Below are 23,893 nucleotides of genomic sequence, written 5' to 3'. Positions count from 1 at the left end.
GCTTGCGCTCGTGCTTGTCGCCGCCGCCGTCTGCCCCTCGACCCCGCTGGTCGTGCTCGGGATGCCCGAGCTCCGCTCCGCCTGCCACGCCGCGATCGCCGCGCTGCGCGAGGCTCGTCCCGACGCGCTGGTCGTGGTGGGCGGGGCCGGGGCGACCCGTGCGTACGAGGCGGGCGCGGCGGGCACCCTGCGCCCGTGGGGCGTGGACCGGACGGTGGGCGACGGAGAGCCGGTGCTGCCGCTGTCGCTGACCGTCGCCCGCCTGCTCCTGGGGGACGACGCGCCGCAGGGCCTGCGGTCGGTGGCGTTCGACGCGGCGACGTGGGACTGCCTGGCGCTGGGGGAGAGGCTGGGCGCGAGCGGCGACCGGGTGGCGCTGCTGGTCATGGCCGACGGTTCCGCGTGCCTGAGCCCCAGGGCGCCGGGCAGGCACGACGAGGCCGCGGGCCCGTACCAGGACCGGATCGCCAAGGCCCTCGCGACCGGCGAGCCCGCCGCGCTGGCCGCGCTCGACCCGGCGGAGGCCGACAGGCTGTGGGTGAGCGGGCGAGCGGCCCTCCAGGTGCTGGCGGGGGCGGCGGGCGGCAGGACGTTCCAGGGGCGCCTGCTGGCGGAGACGGCGCCCTACGGGGTCGGCTACCTCGCCGGGGCGTGGCTCTCCTGACGCTTCGGCACCGGGATCCGCATCAGGTCGCGGGCCGTGATCACCTCGCCGTCGAAGCTGCGCCGCACCTCCTCGGCGAAGGACGGCTCGTCGGCGAACCCGTACCGCTCGGAGAAGTGGGTGAGCACCAGCCTGCGCACGCCCGCGTCGGCCGCCACCACGCCCGCCTCGAACGCGGTCAGATGCCCGTACTCCTTGGCCAGCGCGCTCTCGGCGGACAGGAACGTGGCCTCGATCACCAGCAGGTCCACCCCTGAGGCCAGCTCGAAGACGGAGTCGCAGAGCCGGGTGTCCATCACGAACGCCGCGCTCTGGCCGGGCTTCGGCACGCTGCACTCCTCCAGCGTGATCCCGCGCACGGAGCCGGTGCGCTGCAGCTCGCTGATCTCGGGGCCGCGGATGCCGCGGGCGGCCAGCTTCTCGGGCAGCATGCGGCGGCCGGACGGCTCCTGGAGGCGGTAGCCGTACGACTCGACGGGGTGCGACAGCCGGCGCGCGACGAGCGGCCCGACGCCCGCCAGGTCGCCGGAGAGCGGATGCTCCGCGATGACGTCCGTGTCGGCGAACGCGGCGGCGTGCCGCAGCCGCCGCCAGTACGTCTCCCCCGAGCCGGGGTAGAGCGCGCGCACGGGGTGCCGCACCCTGTCGCGGGCGATGCGCTGCACGACGCCGGGCACGCCCAGGCAGTGGTCGCCGTGGAAGTGCGTCAGGCACAGCCAGTGGACGTCGTTCGCGCTCAGCCCGGCGTGCACCATCTGCCGCTGCGTGCCCTCGCCCGGGTCGAACAGGAAGCCCTGACCGTCCCAGCGCAGGAGATAGCCGTTGTGGTTACGGTGTCGGGTAGGAACGGCGCTGGACGTGCCCAGCACCACGAGCTCACGTGAGGACACGATGACCACCACGACGACGGTCTGCTACGCCGAGGTGCCCACGCCGGTGGGCACGTTCGTGCTGGCCGTCACCGAGACCGGCCTTGTCGCGTCGGGCTGGGGCGCCCGCGACGGGCTGGCTGCCCGGCTCGACCTGGCTGAGGTTCATGATGCGGATCGTACGGCCTCCGTCGTCGCCGAGCTGAATGCTTATTTCGCCGGTGAGCTGAAGACGTTCGGGACGCCGATCGACTGGCGGCTCATGTCGGGCTCGCGGCTGCGCGTGCTCCAGGCGCTGCGCGAGGTCCCGTACGGGAGGACCGTCACCTACGGCGAGCTGGCCAGGCTGAGCGGCTCCAGCGTGCCCGCCCGCGGCATCGGCTCGATCATGGGCTCCAACCCGATCCCGATCTTCCTGCCCTGCCACAGGGTGATCTCGGGCAGCGGTCTCGGCGGGTTCAGCGGCGGCGAGGGCGTGGAGACCAAGCGGTGGTTGCTGACCCATGAGGGATATCTGCAGCCGACGCTGCTCGATCTCTAGCAAACTTGTCGTGTGCCTCAGCAGCAAGTCATCGCCGTCGTGGGCCCCACGGCCGCAGGAAAGTCCGATCTCGCCGTGGACCTCGCCCTCAGGCTGGGCGGCGAGTGCGTCAACGCCGACTCCATGCAGCTCTACCGCGGCATGGACATCGGCACGGCCAAGCTGACGGAGGAGGAACAGCGGGGGGTGCCGCACCACCTGCTGGACATCTGGGACGTGACGGTCACCGCCAGCGTCGCCGAGTACCAGAAGCTGGCCAGGTCCGTGATCGACGCCGTCGAGGTGCCCGTGCTGGTCGGCGGCAGCGGCCTGTACGTGCGGGCGGCCATCGACGAGCTGGAGTTCCCCGGCACCGAGCCGGCGATCAGGGCCCGGCTGGAGGCGGAGCTGGCCGAGCGCGGCCCCGCCCCGCTCTACGAGCGGCTGCGCGAGCGCGACCCGGCCGCCGCCGCGGCGATCCTGCCGAGCAACGGCCGCCGCATCGTGCGGGCGCTGGAGGTGATCGAGCTGTCGGGCCGCCCGTTCTCGGCCACGATGCCGTCCTACGACGCCGTCTACCCGAGCGTCCAGATCGGGCTGGAGGTGCCCAGGCCGGAGCTGGACGCGCGGATCGAGCTCAGGGTCGGCCGCATGTGGGAGGCGGGCCTGGTGGACGAGGTGCGCGCGCTGCTCGACCAGGGGCTGGCGGAGGGACGTACGGCGGGCCGCGCACTCGGCTACGCGCAGGTGATCCGCTTCCTCGCGGGCGAGTGGAGCGAGGAGCAGGCGATGGCCGAGACGGTCAGGCTGACCAGGCGGTTCGCCCGGCGGCAGGAGTCGTGGTTCCGGCGCGATCCACGGGTCTGCTGGCTGCCGTACGACGCTCCGGACCTGCTTGAGAGGTCCCTGGCGCGAATCGCCGGACAGCCGTGCGAATAAACTTCCACAATGCGCTTTCTCAAGGGGCACGGCACCGAGAACGATTTCGTCATCCTGCCCGATCCCGACGGCGTGGTCGACGTGTCGGCCGCGCTCGTCGCCAAGATCTGTGACAGGAGGGCGGGCATCGGCGCCGACGGCGTGCTCCGCGTGGCCCGTACCGAGCACAGCCACGAGGTGAGCGACCAGGCCGCGCAGGCCGAGTGGTTCATGGACTACCGCAACTCCGACGGCAGCGTGGCCGAGATGTGCGGCAACGGCGTGCGCGTGTTCGCCCGCTACCTGATCGACTCCAAGCTGGTGGACGGCTCGGAGTTCGCGCTGGCGACCAGGGGCGGCCTGCGCAAGGTGCGGGTGGAGCAGAACGGCGACATCACGGTGGACATGGGCAGGCCCGTCGTCCACGGGGAGAGCGTGGCCAGCCTGGGCGGTCACGAGTACCACGGGATCTGCGTCGACATGGGCAACCCCCATTTGGCCTGCGCGATCGGCGATCCGGTCGCCCAGCTCGACCTCTCGCACCAGCCGGGCTTCGACACGGTCGTCTTCCCGGCGGGGGTCAACATCGAGCTGTTCAACCCGGTGGGCACCAGCCGCGCCGTCATGCGCGTCTTCGAGCGCGGCTCGGGCGAGACGCGCTCCTGCGGCACGGGCGCGGTGGCCACGGCCGTCGCGGCGGCGCACCTGTCGGGCGACAAGACCGGCACGTGGACGATCGAGGTGCTGGGCGGCACGCTGACCGTCATCCTGGAGGAGGACACCAGCTACCTGTCCGGCCCGGCGGTGATCGTGGCCAGCGGCGAACTGACGCTTGCAGAATGAAGTTCTAATGGGGGATGCTGGGTCTACTTCGCGAACTGAGAGGTGGACATGGCAGACCCACGCACCACCGCTGTACAGGTGAAGGGCCCGATCGGCCAGTTCGGCGGCGGCTTCATGATCTCCCGGGAGGTCAAGGCCATCTGCGACGAGTACGGCCTCGGCGCCCGCGACGTCTACTTCAGGGGTCGCTGCGGCGTGCTGGGCGAGTGCGACGCCGCGGTGGTCACCGCCGTCGCCGTCTTCTTCCCCCACGCGCACGTCGAGGAGTGCTGGAACGGCGGCCGCAAGCTCCCCGTCGACAAGGCCGTCGAGCTCTACGCCGAGGCCTGCCAGGCGTGGGGCCGGCGCAAGCTGGGCGGCTACCAGGGCTGCGCCAGGCTCGCCGAGCTGCTGGAGCAGGTAGTAGAGCAGGCCTCGCCCGTCGGGGCGCCGCTCTTCGCGGGCTGGCGGGCCGTGCCGCTGCCCGACGACCCGCCCGCCAGGGCCACGCAGCTCATGCACGTCGTCCGCGAGCTGCGCGGCGGCCTGCACGCCAACGCCGTGCTCGCCGCCGGGCTGCACCCGCTGGAGGCCACGCTGGCCGCCGACCACGCCGGCGCGCCGGTCGGGCTCGGACAGGCGCGGGGCGAGGACATCGCCAGGTTCTTCACCTGGCCGGAGCCGTACGACAAGCCGGGACCCGACGTGGTCGCGCGGCGAGCGGCCGTCGAGGAGAACACTGACGACCTCATGGCGCCGGTCTTTTCGGTCCTGACGGACAGCGAATCGGACGAGCTGATCGAGCTTCTGCGTTTTGGGCACGCTCGTTGACCTGGCAGACTGACTCCTCATGGACGTGGACATCTGGGCCTGGGTCGGCGAAACCCAGCAGCAGCTTTCCGAGGCGGGCAACGTTGGCCTCGCCATGGCGCTGGGAGACCTTCCCGCACAGGCCTATGAGGGCCGGTATCCGCAGCTCGACGTCATGGCCCCGGCCATCGCGCAGCAGGCAGAAGCCCTGGAGCTGCCCTGGCTCGAGTTCTACGCCCGCTACTGGCACCTGATCGGCCGCATCGGCGACCGCGCCCAGGGCGCGGTCGCCATCGACGACGCCCAGCAGATCCTCGCGTTCGCCCAGCGCGAAGACGTGCGTGAGTGCCCCGCCGTGCCGGCCGCCGTCGAGGCGCTGGCCATCGTCTGGGCCAACACCGACGGCCCCGGCTACGCCGGCGAGCGGCTGGAGACCCTCGGCGCCTACCTGGAGAGCACCACCCCGGAGAAGCCGGCCTTCTCCGGGCTCGTCACCCAGTACGTCGCGGCCCTCATCGACGCGGGCAAGCCGGGCGAGGCCGTGACCTACGCCGAGTCCGCCGTCGAGCGGCTGCGCACCGCAGGCCGCGAGGCCAGCTGGGAGCTGGGCGCGGAGAGCGCCCGCGCGCTGCTGGCCGCCGGCCGCGCCGAGGACGCGCTCACCGCGTTGCAGGCCGCCGCCGAGTTCCAGGCCGACGACCCGGTCGCCAAGGAGCACCGCGACGGCGTGCGCAGGTCGCTGATCCTGGCCACCCTCGGCCGGATCGCCGAGGCCGTCGACGCGCTGCCCGACCTCGACGTGGTCGGCGAGCACCCCCGGGTGTGGGTCGAGTGGACGCAGGCCGTCAACAAGCTGGCCGGCTCCGCGCAGATCACCAACACCTGGCAGCTCGGCCGCGTGGTGCGCCAGTGGATGGACTACTTCGGCATGATGGGCGGCTACCGCTCCCGCGTCGAGCTCGCGCTCGTCGCCGGCGAGCTGGCCATCGGCAGGCAGGGCGTGTGGCAGGCCAGGCTGCTGGCCGACCTCGCCGAGTCGGGCAGCGCCGAGCTGCGCGAGGCGGGCGACCTGAGCGAGCGCATCGCCGCGCTGCGGGCCACCGCAGAAGCCACCGCCGAGCCCGAGGCCCCCGGCCCCGTGGCGGAGCGCGTCGGCCTGTTCGACGCCGCCGACGGCTTCAACGCCGACCCTGAGCGGTGGGTCGGCTGGCTCGCCCCGCTGTCCGGCCAGGACATCGAGGCCACCCGCCGGCACACCACCACCCTCGGCTTCCTCGGCTACCCGGCCACCGGCGCCGACATCTACTGGAAGCTGCTCGTCGACAACGGCGACATCGCCACCGCCGAGCCCGACGACGTGGCCTACCTCACCACGCTGCTCATCGAGGCCCGCCAGGACGAGCGCCTGGAGCAGATGGCCGCGCTGCTGCCGCACGCCGCCCAGCACCTCACGCTGGCCAGGCTGCACAGCGCCCGCGAGCGCTGGCAGGAGACGGTCGACGCCGCCGAGCACGCCATCCACGCCGGCGCCGGCATCGAGGCCCGCCGCCTGCTGTCCGGCGCCGCCCAGCAGCTCGACGCCAACGCAAGGGCCGCCGAGGTGCTGCTGGAGGTGCTCGACGAGCTCACCGACGAGGACGTCTGGCGCATGATCGTCATGGCCACCTCGGCGGAGGACTGGGAGACCGTGCGCAAGGGCGCCGCCAAGATCGGCATGCCGATCAAGTCGGCGGAGGGCCCGATCGAGGAGGAGATGGGCCTCATCCGGCTCATCCTGCCCGCCCCCGACGGCGGCCAGCGCCAGGTCCTGTCCATCCGCACCGGCCCCGCCACCGCCCGGCTGGCCCTGCCGCAGCCACGCGGCATGGAGTACAACGCCGGCGACCTGGTCGTCTTCGACCCGCAGCTCCTCGAGCCGGTCCCCGACGACCCGCAGGAGCAGCAGAACTTCGTGCCGCCGTTCGCCGCGGTGCGCATCCTGCGGCCCGGCGGCTACACCAGCTACTTCTTCGACGGCGCCGCGCCGAGCGAGGAGGACTGGGCCGAGTTCACCGAGGTCATGGCCGAGCGTGGCTGGCCGATGTGGGTCTACAGCGACGAGAACTACACCGTCACCCACCCGACCAGCAGCGAGCCGCTGCCCGGCGTGTTCGGCTGGGTCGCGGTGCCGCCCGACGTGGCGCCCTCCGAGGTCGACGCGCTGCTCGACGACGCCACCGAGCGGTGGGTGCATCCGCTGGCCTGGCTCGACCTGGCGCGTGAGATCGACGTCGAGGTCGAGCGGCACGAGCGCATCGTGAAGGAGTACGGCCTGTAGGCCGACTCTTGCGGGAAGGGGCGGTTCGCCGATGGCGGGCCGCCCCTTCGCGTGGGTGCCCTTGGTGTGCCATTCTCCCCCAGAAGACCAACACCGGCGGGAAGGAGCGCGGTCAGGTGGGCGACGTGCGAGGTACGGATCCAGGCGTGCTGGAGCGGTTCCGGCTCGACGGCAAGGTGGCGATCGTCACCGGCGCGTCCGCGGGGCTGGGGGTGGCGTTCGCGCGCGGCCTGGCCGAGGCGGGCGCCGACGTGGTGATCTGCGCCCGGCGCAAGGAGCGGCTGGAGGAGACGCGCAAGCTGGTCGAACAGGCCGGCCGCCGCTGCCTGGCCGTGCCCGCCGACGTGTCACGGCCCGACGACTGCGAGGCGGTCGTGGCCGCCGCCGTCGAGGCCATGGGCACGGTGGACGTGCTGGTCAACAACGCGGGGGTCGGCACGGCCGTGCCCGCGCTGCGCGAGACCCCCGAGGCGTTCCGCCAGGTGGTCGAGATCAACCTGCACGGGACGTACTGGATGGCGCAGGCGTGCGCCCGCGTGATGCGGCCGGGCTCGTCGATCGTGAACATCGGCAGCATCCTCGGCGAGACCACCGCGGGCCTGCCGCAGGCCGCCTACAGCGCGTCCAAGGCCGGCGTGGTCGGCCTGACGCGCGACCTGGCTCAGCAGTGGACCGGCCGGCGCGGCATCCGGGTCAACTGCCTGGAGCCCGGCTTCTTCGCCTCGGAGATGACCGAGCAGTACAAGCCGGGCTACCTGGAGCAGATGATGGAGTCGCGGGTGGTCATGAAGCGGGCGGGCGATCCGGCCGAGCTGGTCGCGGCGGCGGTGTTCCTGGCGAGCGACGCGGCCTCGTACATCACCGGGGTGGCGCTGCCGGTGGACGGCGGGATCCTGATCACGTAGGCCGCCGGCCACCTCACTTGGGCAGCAGGTCGTTGTGGGCGGCCAGGAAGCCGGCGTGGAAGCGGGTCCTGGCGCCGAGCTGCTCGCACAGCACCTGCACCCGCCGCTGCACCGTGCGCGGGCTGAGCCCGAGCTGCCGCGCGATGGCGTCGTCCTTCATGCCGGCCGCGAGCAGCGCCAGCACCTCCTCGTCCGGCCCGTGCCGCTCCTGTTCCAGCCCGTCGGGGGTCAGGCGGAGCGGGACGGCGGCCCGCCACAGCGTCTCGAACAGCCCCACCAGGGCGTCCAGGAGCGCCGACGGGTGGACGACGAGGGCGCTCTCCACGGCGCTCTCCACGGCGCGGTCCTCGTCGGAGACCAGGGGGAGGATGGCGGTGCGGGCGTCGGCGATGGCGAGTTTGACGGGGACGGGGCCGAGCCTGGCGTGCTCGCCGTCGGCGATGGCGCGGCGGGTGTGGGCCAGCATGCCCGGTTGTTCGAAGGCGAGCGGGCTGTAGATGCCGCGGGTGACGAGGGCGCCCTGGCGGGCGGCGCGGCGGCGGTTCTCGCGGTCGTCGCTGATGTCCACCGCGTACGGCGGATGCACCAGCACCAGCATCTCCCGGGTGGCGTTGCGTTCGAGCTGGAGGTAGCGCCTGGCCACGGCGTCGCGGCCGGTCACCACTTCCAGGACCTCCTCCGGGTGTGGCCCGCCGCGGTCGGCGACCTCGGTGGCCAGGAGTGCGGCGGCGGCGCGGCTGTGGGTGAGCTCCTCCTGGCGGCGCGCGACGAGGATGTCGATGGCGATGTTCGGCGGTGTGGAGACGAGGCGGAGGGGGCGGCCGGCCACGCGGGAGATCAGCCCGAGGTCCTCCAGCCTGGGCAGCATGCGGCGGATGGCGGCGGCGGACGAGCCGGTCTCGGCGGCCAGCTCGCTCAGCGTCGCGGGGCCGTGCCTGAGCAGGGCACGGTAAGCGGTCTCCTCGGCGACGGTGACGCCGAGGCCTTCGAGTAAGCGCCGCTGTTGCGCCATGTGTCCCTTTCCCACGCCAGCTCAGCGTACTGGTACGTTGTCGCGAATGATCTCCCCTTATGTGCGTTCGTACCAGTCCCCGGATCTGGACGCCGTCTACGACATCTGCGTGCGCACCGCTGACGCAGGAGGCGACGCCCGCGGCCACTACGCCTCCGACCGGCTGATGGGCGACCTGTTCGCAGCCCCGTACGTGATCCTCGAGCCCGAGCACGCGCACGTGGTGGACGACGGTGAGGGCAACGCCGTCGGCTACATCGTAGGCACGGCCGACACGCAGCGGTTCGTACGGCGTTACCGGGAGGAGTGGATCCCGCGCGCGGCGCTGCCGGTGCCCGCCGACCCGCCTGTCACGCCCGACGACGACATGCTGGCCCTGCACTACCGGCCCGAGCGGATGATCCTGCCCGAGCTGGCCGGGCATCCGGCGCACCTGCACATCGACCTGCTGCCGGAGTGGCAGGGCAAGGGATGGGGGCGCAGGCTGATGGGCGCGTTCGTGGACGGGTTGCGCGAGGCCGGGGTCACGGGGCTGCATCTGAGCATGCTGACCAGCAACGTGGCGGCGCGGGCCTTCTACGACCGGCTGGGGTTCGAGGAACTGGCGGTGCCGGACGCGGGTGTGGTCACGTATCTCGTACGGGACACCTCGCCGGTGCGGTAGCTCTTGTTCCGGCGGGATCTGGAATCTATGGTCGTTGCGTAGTCCGGTGTGTGTTGCGCATTAAGGAACAACCGGAGGCGCCATGAGCCGACCCCGTCTGGTGATCGTGGGAGCCGGGATCGTGGGCTGTGCCCTCGCCGACGAGCTCACCGAGCGGGGGTGGACGGACGTCACGGTCGTGGACCAGGGCCCGCTCTTCGCCGCCGGAGGATCCAGCTCTCACGCCCCCGGCCTGGTCTTCCAGACCAACCCGTCCAGGACCATGACCGAGTTCGCCGCCTACACCGTGGCCAAGTACACGGCGCTGGGCGGCGACTGCTTCAGGCAGGTCGGCGGGCTGGAGGTGGCCACCACCCCGCAGCGCTGGGCCGACCTGCACCGCAAGCTCGGCTGGGCCGAGTCGTGGGGCGTCGAGGCGCGGCTGCTCGACGCCGGCGAGTGCGCCGGGTTGTGGCCGATGCTCGACAGGGGCCGGGTGCTCGGCGGGTTCCACGTGCCGAGTGACGGGCTGGCGGCGGCGGTGGCGTGCGGCCGGGCGCAGGCGGAGCGGGCCATCGAGCGCGGGGCCAGGTTCCTGCCGGGGCACACCGTGGTCGGCGTCGAGCAGAGCGGCGGGCGGGTCACGGGCGTCTCGGTGGTGGTGTCGGGGGAGTACCGGACGATTCCGGCGGACGTGGTGGTGTGCGCGGCCGGGTTCTGGGGGCCGTCGATCGGGAAGCTGGCCGGGCTGACGGTGCCGCTGCTGCCCCTGGCCCACCAGTACGCCAAGTCCGGGCCGCTGGGTGAGCTGAGGCCTGGCCCGATCCTCCGCCACCAGGACCGCGACCTGTACTTCAGACAGCACGGCGACCGCATCGGCATCGGCTCCTACTCCCACCGCCCCATGCCGGTCGCCCAGGACGAGATCGGCCCCAGGTCCACCACGATGCCGTCGGTGCAGGCGTTCACCGAGGACGACTTCGACCCCGCCTGGCGCGACGCGGTCGAGCTGCTGCCCGCCCTGGCCGAGTCCAAGTACGAGGACGGCATCAACGGGATCTTCTCCTTCACCCCCGACGGCTTCCCGCTGATCGGCGAGGCCCCGCACCTGGACGGGTTCTGGCTGGCGGAGGCCGTGTGGGTGACGCATTCGGCCGGGGTGGCTCGGGCGCTGGCCGAGGTGCTGGTGGACGGGCGTTCGACGATCGACCTGCACGAGTGCGAGCTGAACCGCTTCGAGCGCACGCAGCTCTCGCCCGCCTTCGTCGAGGAGCGCGGCAAGCAGAACTTCGTCGAGGTCTACGACGTCATCCACCCGCTGCAGCCGATGGAGTCGCCGCGGCCGTTGCGCACCAGCCCGTTCCACCCCCGGCAGCGGGAGCTGGGCGCGTTCTTCCTGGAGGCGGCGGGGTGGGAGCGGCCGCACTGGTTCGAGGCGAACGCGCCGCTGCTGGAGGAGCTGCCACGGGACGCGGCGGGCGCGGAGCGGCGGGACGAGTGGGCGAGCCGCTACTGGTCGCCGATCGCCGCCGCCGAGTCGCACGCCGCCAGGGAGGGGGTGGCGCTGTTCGACATGACCCCGTTGAAGCGGATCGAGGTCAGCGGGCCGGGCGCGGCGGCGTTCCTGCAGCGGATGACCACCAACAACGTGGACAAGAAGCCGGGCTCCGTGACGTACACGCTGCTGCTGGACGTCAGGGGCGGCATCCGCTCGGATCTCACCGTGGCGCGGCTGGACGAGGAGACCTTCCAGGTCGGCGCGAACGGCAACCTCGACCTCGACTGGCTTGCCCGGCACGCCCCCGGCGGGGTGCGAGTGCGCGACCTGACGCCGGGGACGTGCTGCGTCGGCGTGTGGGGCCCGCGGGCCAGGGAGCTGGTGCAGGGGCTGACCGACCTGGACCTGTCGCACGAGAACTTCCGCTACTTCGGCTGCAAGTCCGGATATGTCGGGCACGTGCCGGTGCTCGCGATGCGGGTCTCGTACGTGGGCGAGCTGGGCTGGGAGCTGTACACCACGGCCGACCTGGGACTCAAGCTCTGGGACACGCTGTGGGCGCCGGGGCTGGCGGTCGCCGGGGGCCGGGCCGCCTTCAACAGCCTGCGGCTGGAGAAGGGCTACCGGCTCTGGGGCGTGGACATGACGACCGAGCACACCCCGTACGAGGCGGGGCTGGGCTTCGCCGTCAGGGACGACAAGGACTTCATCGGCCGTGACGCGCTCACCAAGGACGTCACGCGCAAGCTGGTGCCGCTGCTCAGCGCCGAGGTCGTGATGGGCAAGGAGCCGGTCGGGCACGACGGCCGGACGGTCGGGTACGTCACCAGCGCCGCCTACGGGCACACCATCGGCGCCCCCATCGCCTACGCCTGGCTCCCGGCCGAGCTGACCGAGCCCGGAACGAAAGTCGATATTTCCTACTTTGGCCGCCGGGTGCCCGCGGAGGTCGCCGCCGAGCCGCTGTTCGACCCAGGGATGGAGAAGATCAGGCGTTGACCCACCCCGGCTTCCTCTGGCGCAACCCCGACCCCAGGCCCGCCTACGACGTCGTCATCGTGGGCGGCGGCGGGCACGGCCTGGCCACCGCCTACTACCTGGCGAAGAATCACGGCATCACGAACGTGGCCGTCCTGGAGCGCGGCTGGCTGGCCGGCGGCAACATGGCCCGCAACACCACGGTCATCCGCTCCAACTACCTGTGGGACGAGAGCGCCGCGATCTACGAGCACTCGCTCAAGCTGTGGGAGGGGCTCAGCGCGGAGCTGGACTACGACCTGCAGTTCAGCCAGCGCGGGGTGCTCAACCTGGCGCACAACCTGGGCGACGTGCGCGAGGGCAGGCGCCGGGTCAACGCCAACCGGCTCAACGGCGTGGACGCCGAGTGGCTCGACCTGGACGAGGTCGGCAAGTTCTGCCCGATCATCAACGTGTCGGGCCGGGCCCGCTATCCGGTGATGGGCGCCACGCTGCAGCGGCGCGGCGGCATCGCCAAGCACGACCACGTGGCGTGGGCGCTGGCGCGCGGGGCCGACGCGTACGGGGTGGACCTGATCCAGGGGTGCGAGGTCACGGGGTTCGAGATCACGAACAACCGGGTCGTCGCCGTGGAGACCTCGCGCGGCCGGATCGCCGCCGGGAAGGTGGCGCTCGCGGCGGCCGGGCACACCTCGGTGCTGGCGGCGCAGGCCGGGATCCGGCTGCCGTTGCAGTCGCACCCGCTCCAGGCGCTGGTGTCGGAGCTGCTGGAGCCGGTGCTCGGCTGCGTGGTCATGTCGAACGCCGTGCACGTGTACGTCAGCCAGGCCCACAAGGGCGAGCTGGTCATGGGGGCGGGCATCGACGCGTACAACTCCTACGGCCAGCGGGGCGGCGTCCAGGTGATCGAGGCGCAGATGGCGGCGGCGCTGGAGCTGTTCCCGATCTTCAGCCGGGTCCGTGTGGTGCGGACGTGGGCGGGCATCGTGGACGTCTCGCCCGACGCCTCGCCGATCATCGGCCGCACGCCGGTGGACGGTTTGTACATCAACGCCGGCTGGGGCACCGGCGGCTTCAAGGCCACCCCCGGCTCCGGCTGGGTGTACGCCGACACGATCGCCCACGGTCGGCCGCACCCGCTGGCAGAGCCGTTCGCGCTGGAGAGGTTCAGCACGGGGGCGCTCATCGACGAGCACGGCGCGGCGGCGGTGGCGCACTGATGATGCTGCTCGACTGCCCGCACTGCGGCCCCCGCGACGAGAACGAGTTCCACTACGGCGGCCAGGCCGGGATCTCCTACCCGGACGGCGAGACCACCGACGCCCAGTGGGCCGCCTACGTCTTCCTGCGCGACAACCCCAAGGGCTGGTTCCACGAGCGCTGGTTCCACGTGCACGGCTGCCGGGCCTGGTTCACCGTCGAGCGGCACACGGTCACCCACGAGGTCAGGAAACCCGGATGAGATTCACGTTCGACGGCCGTGAGCTGCGCGGCGAGCCGGGTGACACGCTGGCCGCCGCGCTGCTGCGCAACGGCGTCATGGTGGTGGGCCGCAGCGTGGAGCTGGGCCGGCCGCGCGGCGTCTTCACCGCCGGGCCCGAGGAGCCGAACGCGCTGGTCAGGGTGGGCGCGGACCCGATGCTGGCGGCCACTGTGGTGGAGCTGTACGACGGGCTGGAGGCGTGGAGCCTGCGCGGCAAGGGGCGGGTGGACCTCGACGCCGCCGACGAGCGCCGCTGCGACAAGGGGTACCTGCACTGCGACGTGCTGGTGGTCGGCGGCGGGCCCGCCGGGCTGGCCGCCGCGGTGGCCGCGGGCCGCGCGGGCGCGCGGGTGATCCTCGTGGACGAGCAGCCCCGGCTGGGCGGCGACCTGCTGAACTCGCGGCTGCTGCTCGACGGCGCGCCCGCGCTCGACTGGGTGGCGGGCCTCGACCTGCCGGGACGGGTGCTCACCCGGACCACCGCCGTCGGCTACTACGACCACAACTACGTGGTGGCCGTGCAGCGGCGGGCGCGCGGGGAGCGGCTGTGGCACATCAGGGCGCGCGAGGTGGTGCTGGCGACGGGGGCGCACGAGCGCTCGCTCGCCTTCCCCGGCAACGACCGGCCCGGCGTGATGCTGGCCTCCGCCGCCCGCGCCTACGCCAACCGGTACGGGGTCGCGCCGTGGCGGCGGGCCGTCGTCCTCGCCTGCGCCGACTCCGGGTACGAGGCGGCCAGGGACCTGGCGGCGGCCGGCGTGGAGATCGCCGCCGTGGTGGACCCGCGCGTCGCGGGCGAGGTCGTCACCGGCACGACGGGCGACGCGGACGGGGTGCTGAACGGCGTCCAGGTGGGCGCGCGGCACGTCGAGGCCGGCCTGCTGGCCGTCGCGGGCGGCTGGAACCCGGCCGTGCACCTGTTCAGCCAGTCGCAGGGCCGGGTGCGCTTCGACGACACGTCGCAGGCGTTCGTCCCGGGGGCCTCGGCCCAGGCCGAGCGGTCGGCCGGGGCCTGCCGGGGCCTGTACGGCACCCGCGAGGCCATCGCCGACGGCTACACGGCCGGAGCGGAGGCCGCCGGGGGCAGCGCGTACGGGCTGCGCGTCCCTGAGTGCGACGAGCAGCCCCTGCGCCCGCCCGCCGCCCTGTGGCTGGTCGAGGGGGAGCACGCGTTCGCGGACCTGCACCGGGACGTGACCGTGGCCGACCTGGCCAGGGCCACGGGCACCGGAATGCGCTCGGTCGAGCACGTCAAGCGCTACACCACCGCCGGGACCGGCGCCGACCAGGGCAAGACCTCGGGCGCCTTGGTCGCCGGCGTCATGTCCGCCCTGCTCGGCGCGGCCCCGGGCCAGGTCGGCACGACCACGTTCCGGCCACCGTACGTGCCGGTGTCGTTCGCCACGATGGCCGGGCGCGACAGGGGCGAGCTGTCCGACCCCGTCAGAACCACCGCCATGCACGACGCCCACGTGGCCGGAGGCGCGGTGTTCGAGGACGTCGGCCAGTGGAAACGCCCCTGGTACTTCCCGCGGGACGGCGAGCCGATGGAGGAGGCCGTGCTGCGCGAGTGCCGCGCGGCCCGTACCGGCGTGGCCGCCATGGACGCCTCCACCCTCGGCAAGCTCGACATCAGGGGCGCGGACGCCGGCGCGTTCCTCGACCGCGTCTGCACGAACCTGTACTCCACGCTCGCCGTCGGCGCCTGCCGCTACGGCCTGATGTGCGGCGCCGACGGGATGGTGCTCGACGACGGGACCACGGCCAGGCTCGCCGAGGACCACTTCCTGATGACCACGACCACGGGCAACGCCGCCAAGGTGCTCGACTGGCTGGAGGAGTGGCACCAGACGGAGTGGCCCGGCCTGGACGTGTCGTTCACGTCGGTCACCGACCACTGGGCGACCGTGGTGGTCGCGGGGCCGCACGCCAGGCGGGTTCTCGCGGCCGTCGCGCCCGGGGCGCTCGATCTGCCGTTCATGCGGTACGCCGCCACTGACGTGATGGGCGTGGCCGGAAGGGTGTTCAGGATCAGCTTCTCCGGCGAGCTGGCCTACGAGGTGAACGTCCCATGGGCGTACGGGCGGGCGCTGTGGGAGGCGGTGCTGGAGCTGGGGGCGGTGCCGTACGGGACGGAGACCATGCACGTGCTGCGGGCCGAGAAGGGGTTCGCGATCGTCGGCCAGGAGACCGACGGGACCGTCACCCCGCAGGACCTGGGCATGTCGTGGATCGTCTCCCGGCGCAAGCCCGACTACGTCGGCAAGCGCTCGCACGCCAGGCCCGACACCGCCAGGAGCGATCGCAAGCGCCTGGTCGGGCTGCTGCCGGACGATCCGGCGGCGCTGGTGGAGGAGGGGGCGCAGCTCGTTGCCCCGGACGGTGCCGCGCCGATGCTGGGTCACGTGACCTCCAGCTATCGCAGCGCCGCGCTCGGCCGCACGTTCTGCCTGGCTCTGGCCAAGGAAGTCGGGCCCGGTGACCGGCTGAGCGCCGTGTCCGGGGGCGTGACGCGGCCGGTGACCGTCGTGGAGCCCGTCTTCTACGACCCGGACAACGCCCGGCGCGACGGCGAGCCGCTGACCGGAGCGCCTGTCACCCCGGTCTGCGAGGCGTACGCCGAGAGCCCCGCCGCCGCGTTCGCGGGCCGGTTCGCGGCGGTGAGCGGTGGGCGGGTGCGGCTGCGTGAGGTGCCGTTCGAGCCGATGTGGGAGGTGCGGGGCGCGGATCCGGGCGCGGGGCTGCGGCTGGGCCCGTCCTGGTGGCTTGTATCCGGAAATATCGGGACAGTGCCGCCGGGTTGGGTGGACGTCTCGGGGCAGCGGACGATCCTGGAGCTGTCCGGCCCGGGAGCCGAGGACGTACTGATCACCGGCTGCCCCCTCGACCTGCACCCGGACGTTTTCCCAGGCCACGCCCAGACGCTGCTCGGCAAGACCGGGGTCATCATGGAACGCCGCGCCCCCGACCTGTACCGCATCTATGTACGCTCATCTTTCACCCGATACCTCGCCGAGTGGTTGATCGACGCAATATAGATCCATATTTGGGCATTACTTAGACTTTACGAACCTACGGAAGTCTGAGGAGCGGGCGTGCGGGTGCGGGCGTTCATAGCGGGTCTGGCCACGGCGACGATGCTGACCGGCTGCGGCGGGCTCGACGCCGTGCAGTCGTCGGACGGCGGTGGCAAGGCCGCCAAGGCCGACCCGGCGTCGGTCTCCGACGCCAAGAAGAAGCTGGCGAAGCTGGCGGTCAAGGGCCGCGCCCCGCGCACCGGCTTCGAGCGCGAGAAGTTCGGCCCGGCGTGGGCGGACGTGGACCGCAACGGCTGCGACACCCGCAACGACATACTCAAGCGCGACCTGGAGGACGAGACGTTCAAGTCCGGCACGCACGACTGCATCGTCCTCACCGGCACCCTGCACGACCCGTACAGCGGCAAGACCATCAAGTTCAGGCGCGGCCAGGACACCAGCACCGAGGTGCAGATCGACCACGTCATCCCGCTCTCGGACGCCTGGCAGAAGGGCGCCCAGCAGTGGCCGGCCACCAAGCGCAAGGAGTTCGCCAACGACCCGATGAACCTCATGGCCGTGGACGGGCCGCTGAACGGCCAGAAGAGCGACTCCGACGCCGCCACCTGGCTGCCGCCCCGCAAGTCCTACCGCTGCACCTACATCGCCAAGCAGGTGGACGTGAAGGCCAAGTACGAGCTCTGGGTCACCTCGGCGGAGAAGGACGCCATGAAGGGCATCCTGGACAACTGCTGACGATCACAGGTTCATAACGTAAGATCACGAGTCATGCGTTGTCATGTGATTGCGGGCTGCGTCCTGTTAACCGTCATGGCGGCACCCGCGGCGAACGCCGCGGCGGCCAACGTCGTCGTGCTCGACTGGAACATTCACGGCGAAGACGCCGACATCAAGGCCATGGCCAAGGTGATCCGCGACAGCGGCGCCAACGTGGTCACGCTGCAGGAGATCCACCGCCGTCCGGACGCTGACCAGGTCCGCCTGCTCGCCGACGAGCTGGGCTGGGACATCACGGACAACGCGCACTTCGGCGCGGGCGACGACGTGGGGCCCTGCGACGATCCGCAGCCCGGCAAGGCAGGCAACGCGATCCTGTCCTCCTACAAGATCGTCGAGCGGGTGACGATCAAGCTCAGCGACTTCGCGACCTGCCCCGTCAACCGGTCCATGGCCGGGGTCAGGCTCGACCTCGGCGGCGGCGCGCAGATCCGGGTGTTCACCACGCACCTGTCGCCCGGCCTGTCGGCGACCTCGGTCAGCCGCCGCGAGGCGCAGGCCGCCAAGGTGCTCGGCTACTTCGGCACCAGGACGGGGATCGTCCTCACCGGCGACTTCAACGCGCCGCCGACGGACGCGCTGTCCAAGCGGTTCGTCAGCGCGGGCTGGATGGACACCGGCGCCCGCTACGCCAACAAGCCCACCCACGGCGACGCCCGCATCGACTACGTCTACACCCGTGGCATCACCACGACCAGCGGGTCCGTGCTCACCAGCACGCTGTCCGACCACCGGCCGCTCGTCATGAGGATGGTGCGCTGACGGCGCCGGCCCGCGGGCCGGCGCCGTCATGGGAGATCAGTCGTCGTCACCGTCGTCGTTCTGGTCGTCGTCGTCCTGGTCGGCCTGCTGCTTGGTGACCTTGCCCGAGGCGGCGTCCACGTCCACCTCGTGGCGCTCGGCGCCCTTGGTCAGCTCCAGCTCCCAGACGTCGGCCTGCTGGCCGCGGGCGTCGAAGTCCAGCTCGCTCACCCAGGAGCCCGGCACCTGCTTGAGGGCGATCCCGATGGCCTGCTCGGCCGTGACCTTGGGGGCGACGGCGGGAGCGGCGGCCTCGGAGGCGTAGGCAGCGGTGGCGTAGACCGCACCGCCGGTGGCGGCGATGGAGACGATTCCGGCAACAAGGAGCTTCTTCGTGATTCGCATGGCCCTACGTAATCGCGATCTGCGGTAACCGGGCGCTAAAGGCCGGTTAAGGCGACGAGAAGGTGAGCTCCACCCGGGCCCCGCCCTCCGCCGACCTGGAGACGGCCAGCCCGCCGCCCGAGGACTCGGCGGTCCGCCGGGCGATGTCGAGCCCGAGCCCCGTCGAGCCGCCGCCGCTGTTCCCGCGCTCCAGCAGGGCGGGCTCGAACCCTGGCCCCGCGTCCTCCACGGTCAGCAGGGCTCCCTTGGGGCGGGGCCGGAGCCGTACCGTCATGGACACCCCCTCGGGGGTGTGCGCGAAGACGTTGCCGAGCAGCGCGTCCACGCACGCCGCCAGCTCCTGCGCCCCCACCGCGACCGGCAGCTCCTCCTCCGGCACCGAGACCGACACCTCCCGCCCCTGGTCCTCGGCCAGCACCGACCAGAACCGCACCCGCTCGCGCACCACGGCCGCCGCGTCGCACGAGTCGCGCCCGGCCGAGCGCCGCCGCGCCTCGGTGATGACCGCGCTCACGGCCCGCTCCAGCGCGTCCACCCTGGCCTGCACGCGGGCCGCCTCCTCTGGGTCGCGCAGCGACTCCACGTCCAGCCGCAGGCCCGTCAGGGGCGTGCGCAGCCGGTGCGAGAGGTCGGCCACCGACTCCCGCTCGGCCGCCAGCAGCTCGTCGATCCGCCCGGCCAGGTGGTTGAGCGCCAGCGCCACGGAACGCACCTCGGGCGGCCCGCCAGGCTCGGCCCTGGCCGTCAGGTCGCCTCCGGCCAGCCGGTGCGAGACCCGGGCCAGCCCGTCCACCGGCCGCGTCACGGCCAGCGCCAGCCGGTCGGCCAGCACGATGCCCAGCGCCACCAGCCCGAACCCGAGCAGCGCCAGCGCCAGCCACGCCTCCCGCACGCCGCGCATCAGCTCGGCGTCCGGCACGAACACCCTGATCACGGCCGTCCCGCCGGCCGACTGCGCCGAGACGAGCACCTCCCTGCCGCCGGGCGTCTCGGCGGTGACGCTGCGCCCGGTCGCCGACAGGCGCACGGCGTCGGAGCGGGCGGCTCGCGTGCCCACCGTGGAGCCGTCCGGCAGGAACACCGTCACGGGCCGCGACACCTGCTCCACCGCCAGCGCCAGGTCAGGCGTGCCGACCGTGACCGCGACCGACTCGGCGGCGGCCGTGGCCCGGCTCATCGCCCCGTTCTCGGCCACCGCGCGGATCAGCAGCGCCATCGGCACCAGCAACGCGATCAGCACCAGCGACGTCGTGGCCGCGACGAGCAGCGCCAGCCACCGCCTCACGACGGCTCCACCAGTTTCACCCCGACCCCGCGCACCGTGTGCAGGTAACGCGGCTCGGCGGCCGTCTCGCCCAGCTTCCTGCGCAGCCACGACAGGTGCACGTCCACGGTCTTGTCGGCGCCGCCGTAGGGAAGCTGCCACACCTCGGTCAGCAGCTCCCGCTTGGTGACGACCTCGCCCGGCCGCGCCGCCAGATAGTTCAGCACGTCGAACTCGCGCGGCGTCAGGTCCAGCGCCGCCCCGTCCAGCGTCGCCGTCCGCGCACGCGGATCCACCCGCAGCGCCCCCACCCGCAGCGGCTCCTCGGGCGCCGCCCCGCCGGCCCGCCGCAGCACGGCCCGCACCCGCGCGTCGAGCTGCGCCGCGCTGTACGGCTTGACCACGTAGTCGTCGGCCCCGGCGTCCAGCACGGGCACCATCTCGGCGTCCCCGTCGCGGGCCGTGGCCACGATGACCGGCACCCGGCTGACCGCCCGCAACATCCGCAGCAGCTCCACCCCGTCCAGATCCGGCAGCCCCAGGTCGAGCACGATCAGGTCGGGCCGGTCCTGCACGGCCAGTCGCAGGCCCTCCAGCGCCGTGGGGGAGGAGGAGACGGCGTGGCCCAGGTCCCACAGCCCCCGGCTGAGCGCCGTACGGATCGCCACGTCGTCCTCGATGAGCAGGATGTCCGCCATATACAAGAACGTAGACGGTCATCGGCGATGCCCCGGGCAGCCTTAGCGTCGCCTTAACCTGGCCTTAGCCGTACGTGGGGAAACCTGAGTGGCATGAAGAAGCTCGTCGTCGCGTGGGTGGTCACCGCGCTCGCCGCCACCGGCGCCGCCGTGGCGGTGCTCGGCCTGCTCGGCAACGGCCTGACGGGCACCGACAGCCACGTGCTCAGCCGCGAGGACGTCCGTGAGGCCCTCGCCACCGCCACCACCCGCGCCGCCGTCACGGCCGGCGCCACCCCGTCGCAGACGGCGCAGCAGGGCAAGCTGATCCGCAGCGCGGGCGGCACGGTGATCGCCTCCTGCGACGGCGACCTGGTCACGCTGCGCTCGTGGAGCCCCGCCCAGGGGTACTCGGTGGACGAGGTCGGGCGGGGGCCGGCGCGGGAGGCGAAGGTCGAGTTCGAGCCCGAGGAGGGCGAGGAACTCGAACTCAAGATCACTTGTGTTGGCGGCGCGCCGGTCTCCCGCGTCGGCGGTTAGGGCCGCAGGTCCAGCAGCAGCGCCCGGTGGTCGGAGACCTCCGGCGTCGCCACGATCTCGAAGTGCTTGACGGCGGCGGGGTCGGAGACGAGCAGGTAGCTCGCGTGCCGGACTGGCTTGGGGTAGCGGGACGTCCTGGTGTCGGCGTCCAGCACCAGGTCGGTCAGCCCGAGCCCGGCGAGGACCCGGAACGTCTCGCTGCCGGGCAGCACGTTGAAGTCGCCGCACACCACGGTCAGGTCGCCCTCCTCGCGCACGCTCGCGACGAGCTCCGCGAGCCGTTCCGCCTGCGCGAGGCGATCGGGAGTGTCGGCCTTCCCCGCCGGGTCCCGCAGGCCGTGCAGGTTGACGACGGTGACGAACCGCCGTGCCGCCGGGTCGAAGACCCGCACGGCCAGCGCGGCGCGCGGCCGGCCGCCGCTCGGGTAGCGGTCGTGCTCGACGTACGCGCCGTGCACGAACGCCGACCGCACGCCGACGAGCGGCAGCGCCGTGGCGGCGAACGTGGCGAGCCCGAAGTCCTCCCGATGGGTACGCCCCTCCTGATCCTGGACCGGGCCGGAGTCGCTCACCGCGAACAGGCCGTGGTGGTGGAGGAGCAGGGAACGCACGTCGCCCAGGAGGTCGGCCCGCTGCGGCAGCGACCGCTCGTCGTCCTCGAACCGGGTCCAGCCCGTGACCGCCGGGGTGTGGGTCACCTCCTGAAGGCACAGGACGTCGGCGTCACAGGTGTCGAGCCAGCGGGCGAGGTCGTCGAACATCGCGCCGCCCCACGCGTTGAGAGAGATGATCCGCACGCCTACGAAAATAGAGCGTGGGATCCAGTGGCGCTCACGACATCTCGGCCCCCAGCGCGGCCTTCGTCAGCTCCGCCTGCCGCCGGATCTGACCCAGGATGATGTCGTTGACCCCCTTGGCCTCGAACGTGGCGACCATCTGGTCCATGACCGCGTTGGCCCGCACCATGTCGCCCTGCCGCGCCTCCGCCCTGGCCAGCCGCCGCATCGCCAGGTTCAGCGTGATGTTGTCGATGCTCGCGTCCCGCGCCACGGCCGTCAGGTGCTCGATGCTCTGCTTCGGGTCCGGCGGGCGGATGCGCAGCCGGTTGCCCGGCGTCAGCTCCTTGAACTCCCGCTCGGCGTTGAGCCCCTTGACCAGGCGGGCGTGGACGGCCAGCGGGTGGTCGCCGTACCGGCTGATGACCTCGTCCAGCGCCTCGTTGCCCGAGCGCAGCGCAGGCGAGTCGGAGCCCATCAGCGAGAACAGCTTGCCCTGGTCCTCGCCCAGCATCAGCTCGGCCACCAGGTGGTCGTCGCGGCTGACGGGCAGGCGCACCCTGATCGGGCAGGCGGGGGAGACGATGCGGGAGCCGTCGGCGGCGATGTACTGGGCGCGGAGCTGGTACTCGCCGGGAAGCTGGAAGTAGTGGCCGTCCCGGCCGTGCCCGATGTACGCGCTGCGGTAGATGGCCGGGTTGCCCGGGTCGAGGCGGATCTCTGGGGAGGTGTCCACGCAGTGCCGCATCATCGGCCGGTACAGCACGGTCCTGCCGCCCGGCTGGGTGATCGAGACCTGGGTGAACTCGGTGTCGGGGTGCAGGTGGCCGTGCGTGGTGCGCGGCTCGGCCGTGTAGGCCAGCTTGAGCTCCACGACGACGGGCTCGCCCAGCTCGTACGACTCCTTGGCGCGCAGCTCCAGCCGCAGCCCTGAGCGGTCCTCGACGGGCTGCTCGAAGGCGTCGATCTCGGCGGCGCCGGTGCCGAAGGCGTTCGCGCCCATGGCGACGTCGCGGTAGAAGCCGTGACGCAGGTGGATCAGCTCGGCGTCGGTGAACTGGAAGGGGAAGGCGGCCCAGTAGCCCTGCTCGCCGCCGGGGCGGTAGTTCTGCACGTAGTTCATCCAGGACAGGTCGCCGAAGCCGCCGCTGGGGCCGAGAGGCTGGGGCGGGGTGGCCAGGTTCTTCTGCCAGGAGTGCAGCAGGTTGAAGGCGTGGCCGAGCTCGTGCACGTACGTGCGGAGCTGCGCCCGCTGCGCCTGCGGCGTGTCACCCTTGATCGCGTCGTAGAAGACGGCGGCCCCCTGCCGCTGGTGGGCGTCGTTGTAGTCGAACATGATGCCCCGGTAGCCGCCCACGTGCTTGCTGGCCACCAGCAGCCACAGCCGCCACGCCACGGCGTCGCCGAACGCGCTGAAGTGCCGCGTCATCGCGTGGTGCAGCTCGGCGTCGTCCCAGGCCAGGTCCATGCCCGAGCCCTCGACAGGGATCACGCCCGGCTCGGCCATGGTCAGCTCGATGCCCGCCTCCGCGTACGCCGACACCACCGTCAGCTCCCTGGCCGGCGACCCGCCGGGCCCCGGCAGCGACCCGGTGGGGTAGGCCGCGAACGGCACCGTCCCGACCACGGAGTCCACCTCCAGCAGCGCGCTGCGGAAGCGCGGCGAGACGAACGAGACCTGGTAGGTGCGCCCCGCGACGGCGGCCGTCGCGGACTCCTCGGTGATCGTGACGCTCACGTCGTGCACCGGCGTGCCGAACGTGAACTCCCCGGCCCCCTGGATCCGCCCGTCGCGCACGACGGCGTTGTGGACCACGAACGAGCCGACGTAGGAGGTGGTCGCCCCGGCCACGGTGAACAGGTCGCCGCTGACCCGCCCCATGGGCCTGGCGCCGTCGACGTCGACGCGCAGCGCCAGCCGGGAGTCGCCGTCCTGTCCCTGGTACAACCCGCTGATCATGACAGCTCCCTGGGGGCTCGCTGGGGGTTACACCGGGGAGACTTCTCCGACGGGCAGGCCCTGTCAACGACTCCCGCGAACTTGGAGCGCCCCCAGCAACTCCTCCGAGGCCTTGGTGATCGCCTCGACGGCCTTGTCGAACGCCTCGGCGTTGTGCGACGCGGGCGCGCGGAAGCCGGAGATCTTCCTGACGTACTGGAGGGCCGCTGCCCGCACGTCCTCCTCGGTCACGTCCTCGGTGTACGGCGGGCGGAGGGTCTTGATGCTTCTACACAT

The 23,893-nt window shown here is 72.4% G+C and carries 23 protein-coding genes; 15 read left to right on the top strand and 8 right to left on the bottom strand.

The features are described 5' to 3' along the window. Positions 1-10: 10 nt before the first annotated feature. The gene (locus FXF51_RS36695) at positions 11-664 is read left to right on the top strand and encodes a hypothetical protein (RefSeq protein WP_148439305.1); all 654 of its coding nucleotides are present in this window, start codon (positions 11-13) and stop codon (positions 662-664) included. On the opposite strand, the gene FXF51_RS36690 is transcribed toward FXF51_RS36695, so the two are convergent. After that, on the bottom strand, positions 637-1,554 hold the full coding sequence (locus FXF51_RS36690) for a ribonuclease Z (RefSeq protein WP_148439304.1): 918 nt from the start codon (positions 1,552-1,554) through the stop codon (positions 637-639). The genes FXF51_RS36695 and FXF51_RS36690 overlap by 28 nt on opposite strands. A 1-nt stretch (position 1,555) precedes the next feature. Between FXF51_RS36690 and FXF51_RS36685 the strand changes: the two genes are divergently transcribed. The 6 genes from FXF51_RS36685 to FXF51_RS36660 all read left to right on the top strand — a co-directional run bounded on the left by FXF51_RS36685 (position 1,556) and on the right by FXF51_RS36660 (position 7,825). Next, a complete protein-coding gene (locus FXF51_RS36685) occupies positions 1,556-2,074 on the top strand; it encodes a methylated-DNA--[protein]-cysteine S-methyltransferase (RefSeq protein WP_148439303.1) in 519 nt (172 codons plus the stop codon). 12 nt (positions 2,075-2,086) lie between these two features. Continuing rightward, entirely contained in the window at positions 2,087-2,992 is a 906-nt protein-coding gene (gene miaA, locus FXF51_RS36680) for a tRNA (adenosine(37)-N6)-dimethylallyltransferase MiaA (RefSeq protein ID WP_148439302.1), read from the top strand. A gap of 9 nt (positions 2,993-3,001) precedes the next feature. Next, the gene (dapF, locus tag FXF51_RS36675; RefSeq protein ID WP_148439301.1) at positions 3,002-3,814 is read left to right on the top strand and encodes a diaminopimelate epimerase; all 813 of its coding nucleotides are present in this window, start codon (positions 3,002-3,004) and stop codon (positions 3,812-3,814) included. A 48-nt stretch (positions 3,815-3,862) separates the two neighbouring features. Then, positions 3,863-4,624, top strand: a complete 762-nt coding sequence (locus FXF51_RS36670; protein WP_262380069.1) for an aminoglycoside phosphotransferase family protein — start codon at positions 3,863-3,865, stop codon at positions 4,622-4,624. A 19-nt stretch (positions 4,625-4,643) separates the two neighbouring features. Then, positions 4,644-6,920 (top strand): tetratricopeptide repeat protein, encoded by a 2,277-nt coding sequence (locus FXF51_RS36665; protein ID WP_148439300.1) that lies wholly within the window; start codon positions 4,644-4,646, stop codon positions 6,918-6,920. Positions 6,921-7,036: 116 nt separating this feature from the next. Then, positions 7,037-7,825, top strand: a complete 789-nt coding sequence (locus FXF51_RS36660) for an SDR family NAD(P)-dependent oxidoreductase (RefSeq protein ID WP_262380068.1) — start codon at positions 7,037-7,039, stop codon at positions 7,823-7,825. A 13-nt stretch (positions 7,826-7,838) separates the two neighbouring features. On the opposite strand, the gene FXF51_RS36655 is transcribed toward FXF51_RS36660, so the two are convergent. Further along, entirely contained in the window at positions 7,839-8,852 is a 1,014-nt protein-coding gene (locus FXF51_RS36655; RefSeq protein WP_262380067.1) for a helix-turn-helix transcriptional regulator, read from the bottom strand. A 31-nt stretch (positions 8,853-8,883) separates the two neighbouring features. On the opposite strand from FXF51_RS36655, the gene FXF51_RS36650 reads away from it, so the two are divergent. The 7 genes from FXF51_RS36650 to FXF51_RS36620 all read left to right on the top strand — a co-directional run bounded on the left by FXF51_RS36650 (position 8,884) and on the right by FXF51_RS36620 (position 18,016). After that, a complete protein-coding gene (locus tag FXF51_RS36650; protein ID WP_148439299.1) occupies positions 8,884-9,501 on the top strand; it encodes a GNAT family N-acetyltransferase in 618 nt (205 codons plus the stop codon). 82 nt (positions 9,502-9,583) lie between these two features. Beyond that, positions 9,584-11,977 carry an FAD-dependent oxidoreductase gene (locus tag FXF51_RS36645; protein ID WP_148439298.1) on the top strand — a complete coding sequence of 798 codons (2,394 nt, stop codon included), beginning with the start codon at positions 9,584-9,586 and terminating at the stop codon, positions 11,975-11,977. Next, complete coding sequence (locus FXF51_RS36640; protein WP_148439297.1) at positions 11,974-13,176, top strand: sarcosine oxidase subunit beta family protein; 1,203 nt, start codon at positions 11,974-11,976, stop codon at positions 13,174-13,176. Before FXF51_RS36645 ends, FXF51_RS36640 begins: the two co-directional genes overlap by 4 nt. Next, the gene (locus FXF51_RS36635) at positions 13,176-13,418 is read left to right on the top strand and encodes a sarcosine oxidase subunit delta (RefSeq protein WP_148439296.1); all 243 of its coding nucleotides are present in this window, start codon (positions 13,176-13,178) and stop codon (positions 13,416-13,418) included. Before FXF51_RS36640 ends, FXF51_RS36635 begins: the two co-directional genes overlap by 1 nt. After that, entirely contained in the window at positions 13,415-16,477 is a 3,063-nt protein-coding gene (locus FXF51_RS36630) for a 2Fe-2S iron-sulfur cluster-binding protein (protein WP_148439295.1), read from the top strand. Before FXF51_RS36635 ends, FXF51_RS36630 begins: the two co-directional genes overlap by 4 nt. Before the next feature lie 57 nt (positions 16,478-16,534). Continuing rightward, positions 16,535-17,212 (top strand): HNH endonuclease family protein, encoded by a 678-nt coding sequence (locus FXF51_RS36625; protein ID WP_262380066.1) that lies wholly within the window; start codon positions 16,535-16,537, stop codon positions 17,210-17,212. A gap of 75 nt (positions 17,213-17,287) precedes the next feature. Next, the gene (locus FXF51_RS36620) at positions 17,288-18,016 is read left to right on the top strand and encodes an endonuclease/exonuclease/phosphatase family protein (protein WP_187414769.1); all 729 of its coding nucleotides are present in this window, start codon (positions 17,288-17,290) and stop codon (positions 18,014-18,016) included. Positions 18,017-18,052: 36 nt separating this feature from the next. Here FXF51_RS36620 and FXF51_RS36615 read toward each other — a convergent pair whose 3' ends face one another. From FXF51_RS36615 to FXF51_RS36605, 3 genes are read right to left on the bottom strand one after another with little or no spacing between them, the layout of a single operon-like run. Beyond that, positions 18,053-18,400 carry a PepSY domain-containing protein gene (locus FXF51_RS36615; protein ID WP_148439293.1) on the bottom strand — a complete coding sequence of 116 codons (348 nt, stop codon included), beginning with the start codon at positions 18,398-18,400 and terminating at the stop codon, positions 18,053-18,055. Positions 18,401-18,446: 46 nt separating this feature from the next. Then, complete coding sequence (locus tag FXF51_RS36610) at positions 18,447-19,685, bottom strand: sensor histidine kinase (RefSeq protein WP_148439292.1); 1,239 nt, start codon at positions 19,683-19,685, stop codon at positions 18,447-18,449. After that, positions 19,682-20,362 carry a response regulator transcription factor gene (locus tag FXF51_RS36605; protein WP_148439291.1) on the bottom strand — a complete coding sequence of 227 codons (681 nt, stop codon included), beginning with the start codon at positions 20,360-20,362 and terminating at the stop codon, positions 19,682-19,684. The genes FXF51_RS36610 and FXF51_RS36605 overlap by 4 nt, the downstream gene beginning before the upstream one ends. Before the next feature lie 93 nt (positions 20,363-20,455). Between FXF51_RS36605 and FXF51_RS36600 the strand changes: the two genes are divergently transcribed. Beyond that, positions 20,456-20,881, top strand: a complete 426-nt coding sequence (locus FXF51_RS36600; RefSeq protein WP_148439290.1) for a septum formation initiator — start codon at positions 20,456-20,458, stop codon at positions 20,879-20,881. Here the strand turns inward: FXF51_RS36600 and FXF51_RS36595 are convergent. The 3 genes from FXF51_RS36595 to FXF51_RS36585 form a co-directional block, all read right to left on the bottom strand. After that, the gene (locus FXF51_RS36595) at positions 20,878-21,678 is read right to left on the bottom strand and encodes an endonuclease/exonuclease/phosphatase family protein (RefSeq protein WP_187414768.1); all 801 of its coding nucleotides are present in this window, start codon (positions 21,676-21,678) and stop codon (positions 20,878-20,880) included. The genes FXF51_RS36600 and FXF51_RS36595 overlap by 4 nt on opposite strands. 34 nt (positions 21,679-21,712) lie before the next feature. After that, a complete protein-coding gene (locus FXF51_RS36590; protein ID WP_148439289.1) occupies positions 21,713-23,617 on the bottom strand; it encodes a hypothetical protein in 1,905 nt (634 codons plus the stop codon). Between the two features lie 63 nt (positions 23,618-23,680). After that, the gene (locus tag FXF51_RS36585; RefSeq protein ID WP_148439288.1) at positions 23,681-23,893 is read right to left on the bottom strand and encodes a DUF2277 domain-containing protein; all 213 of its coding nucleotides are present in this window, start codon (positions 23,891-23,893) and stop codon (positions 23,681-23,683) included.

The organism is Nonomuraea sp. PA05 (assembly GCF_008086045.1).
In the GTDB taxonomy this organism is placed as follows: domain Bacteria; phylum Actinomycetota; class Actinomycetes; order Streptosporangiales; family Streptosporangiaceae; genus Nonomuraea; species Nonomuraea monospora.
Note: the sequence above shows the minus strand (reverse complement) of the source record. Positions and strands in the feature narration are given on the sequence as shown.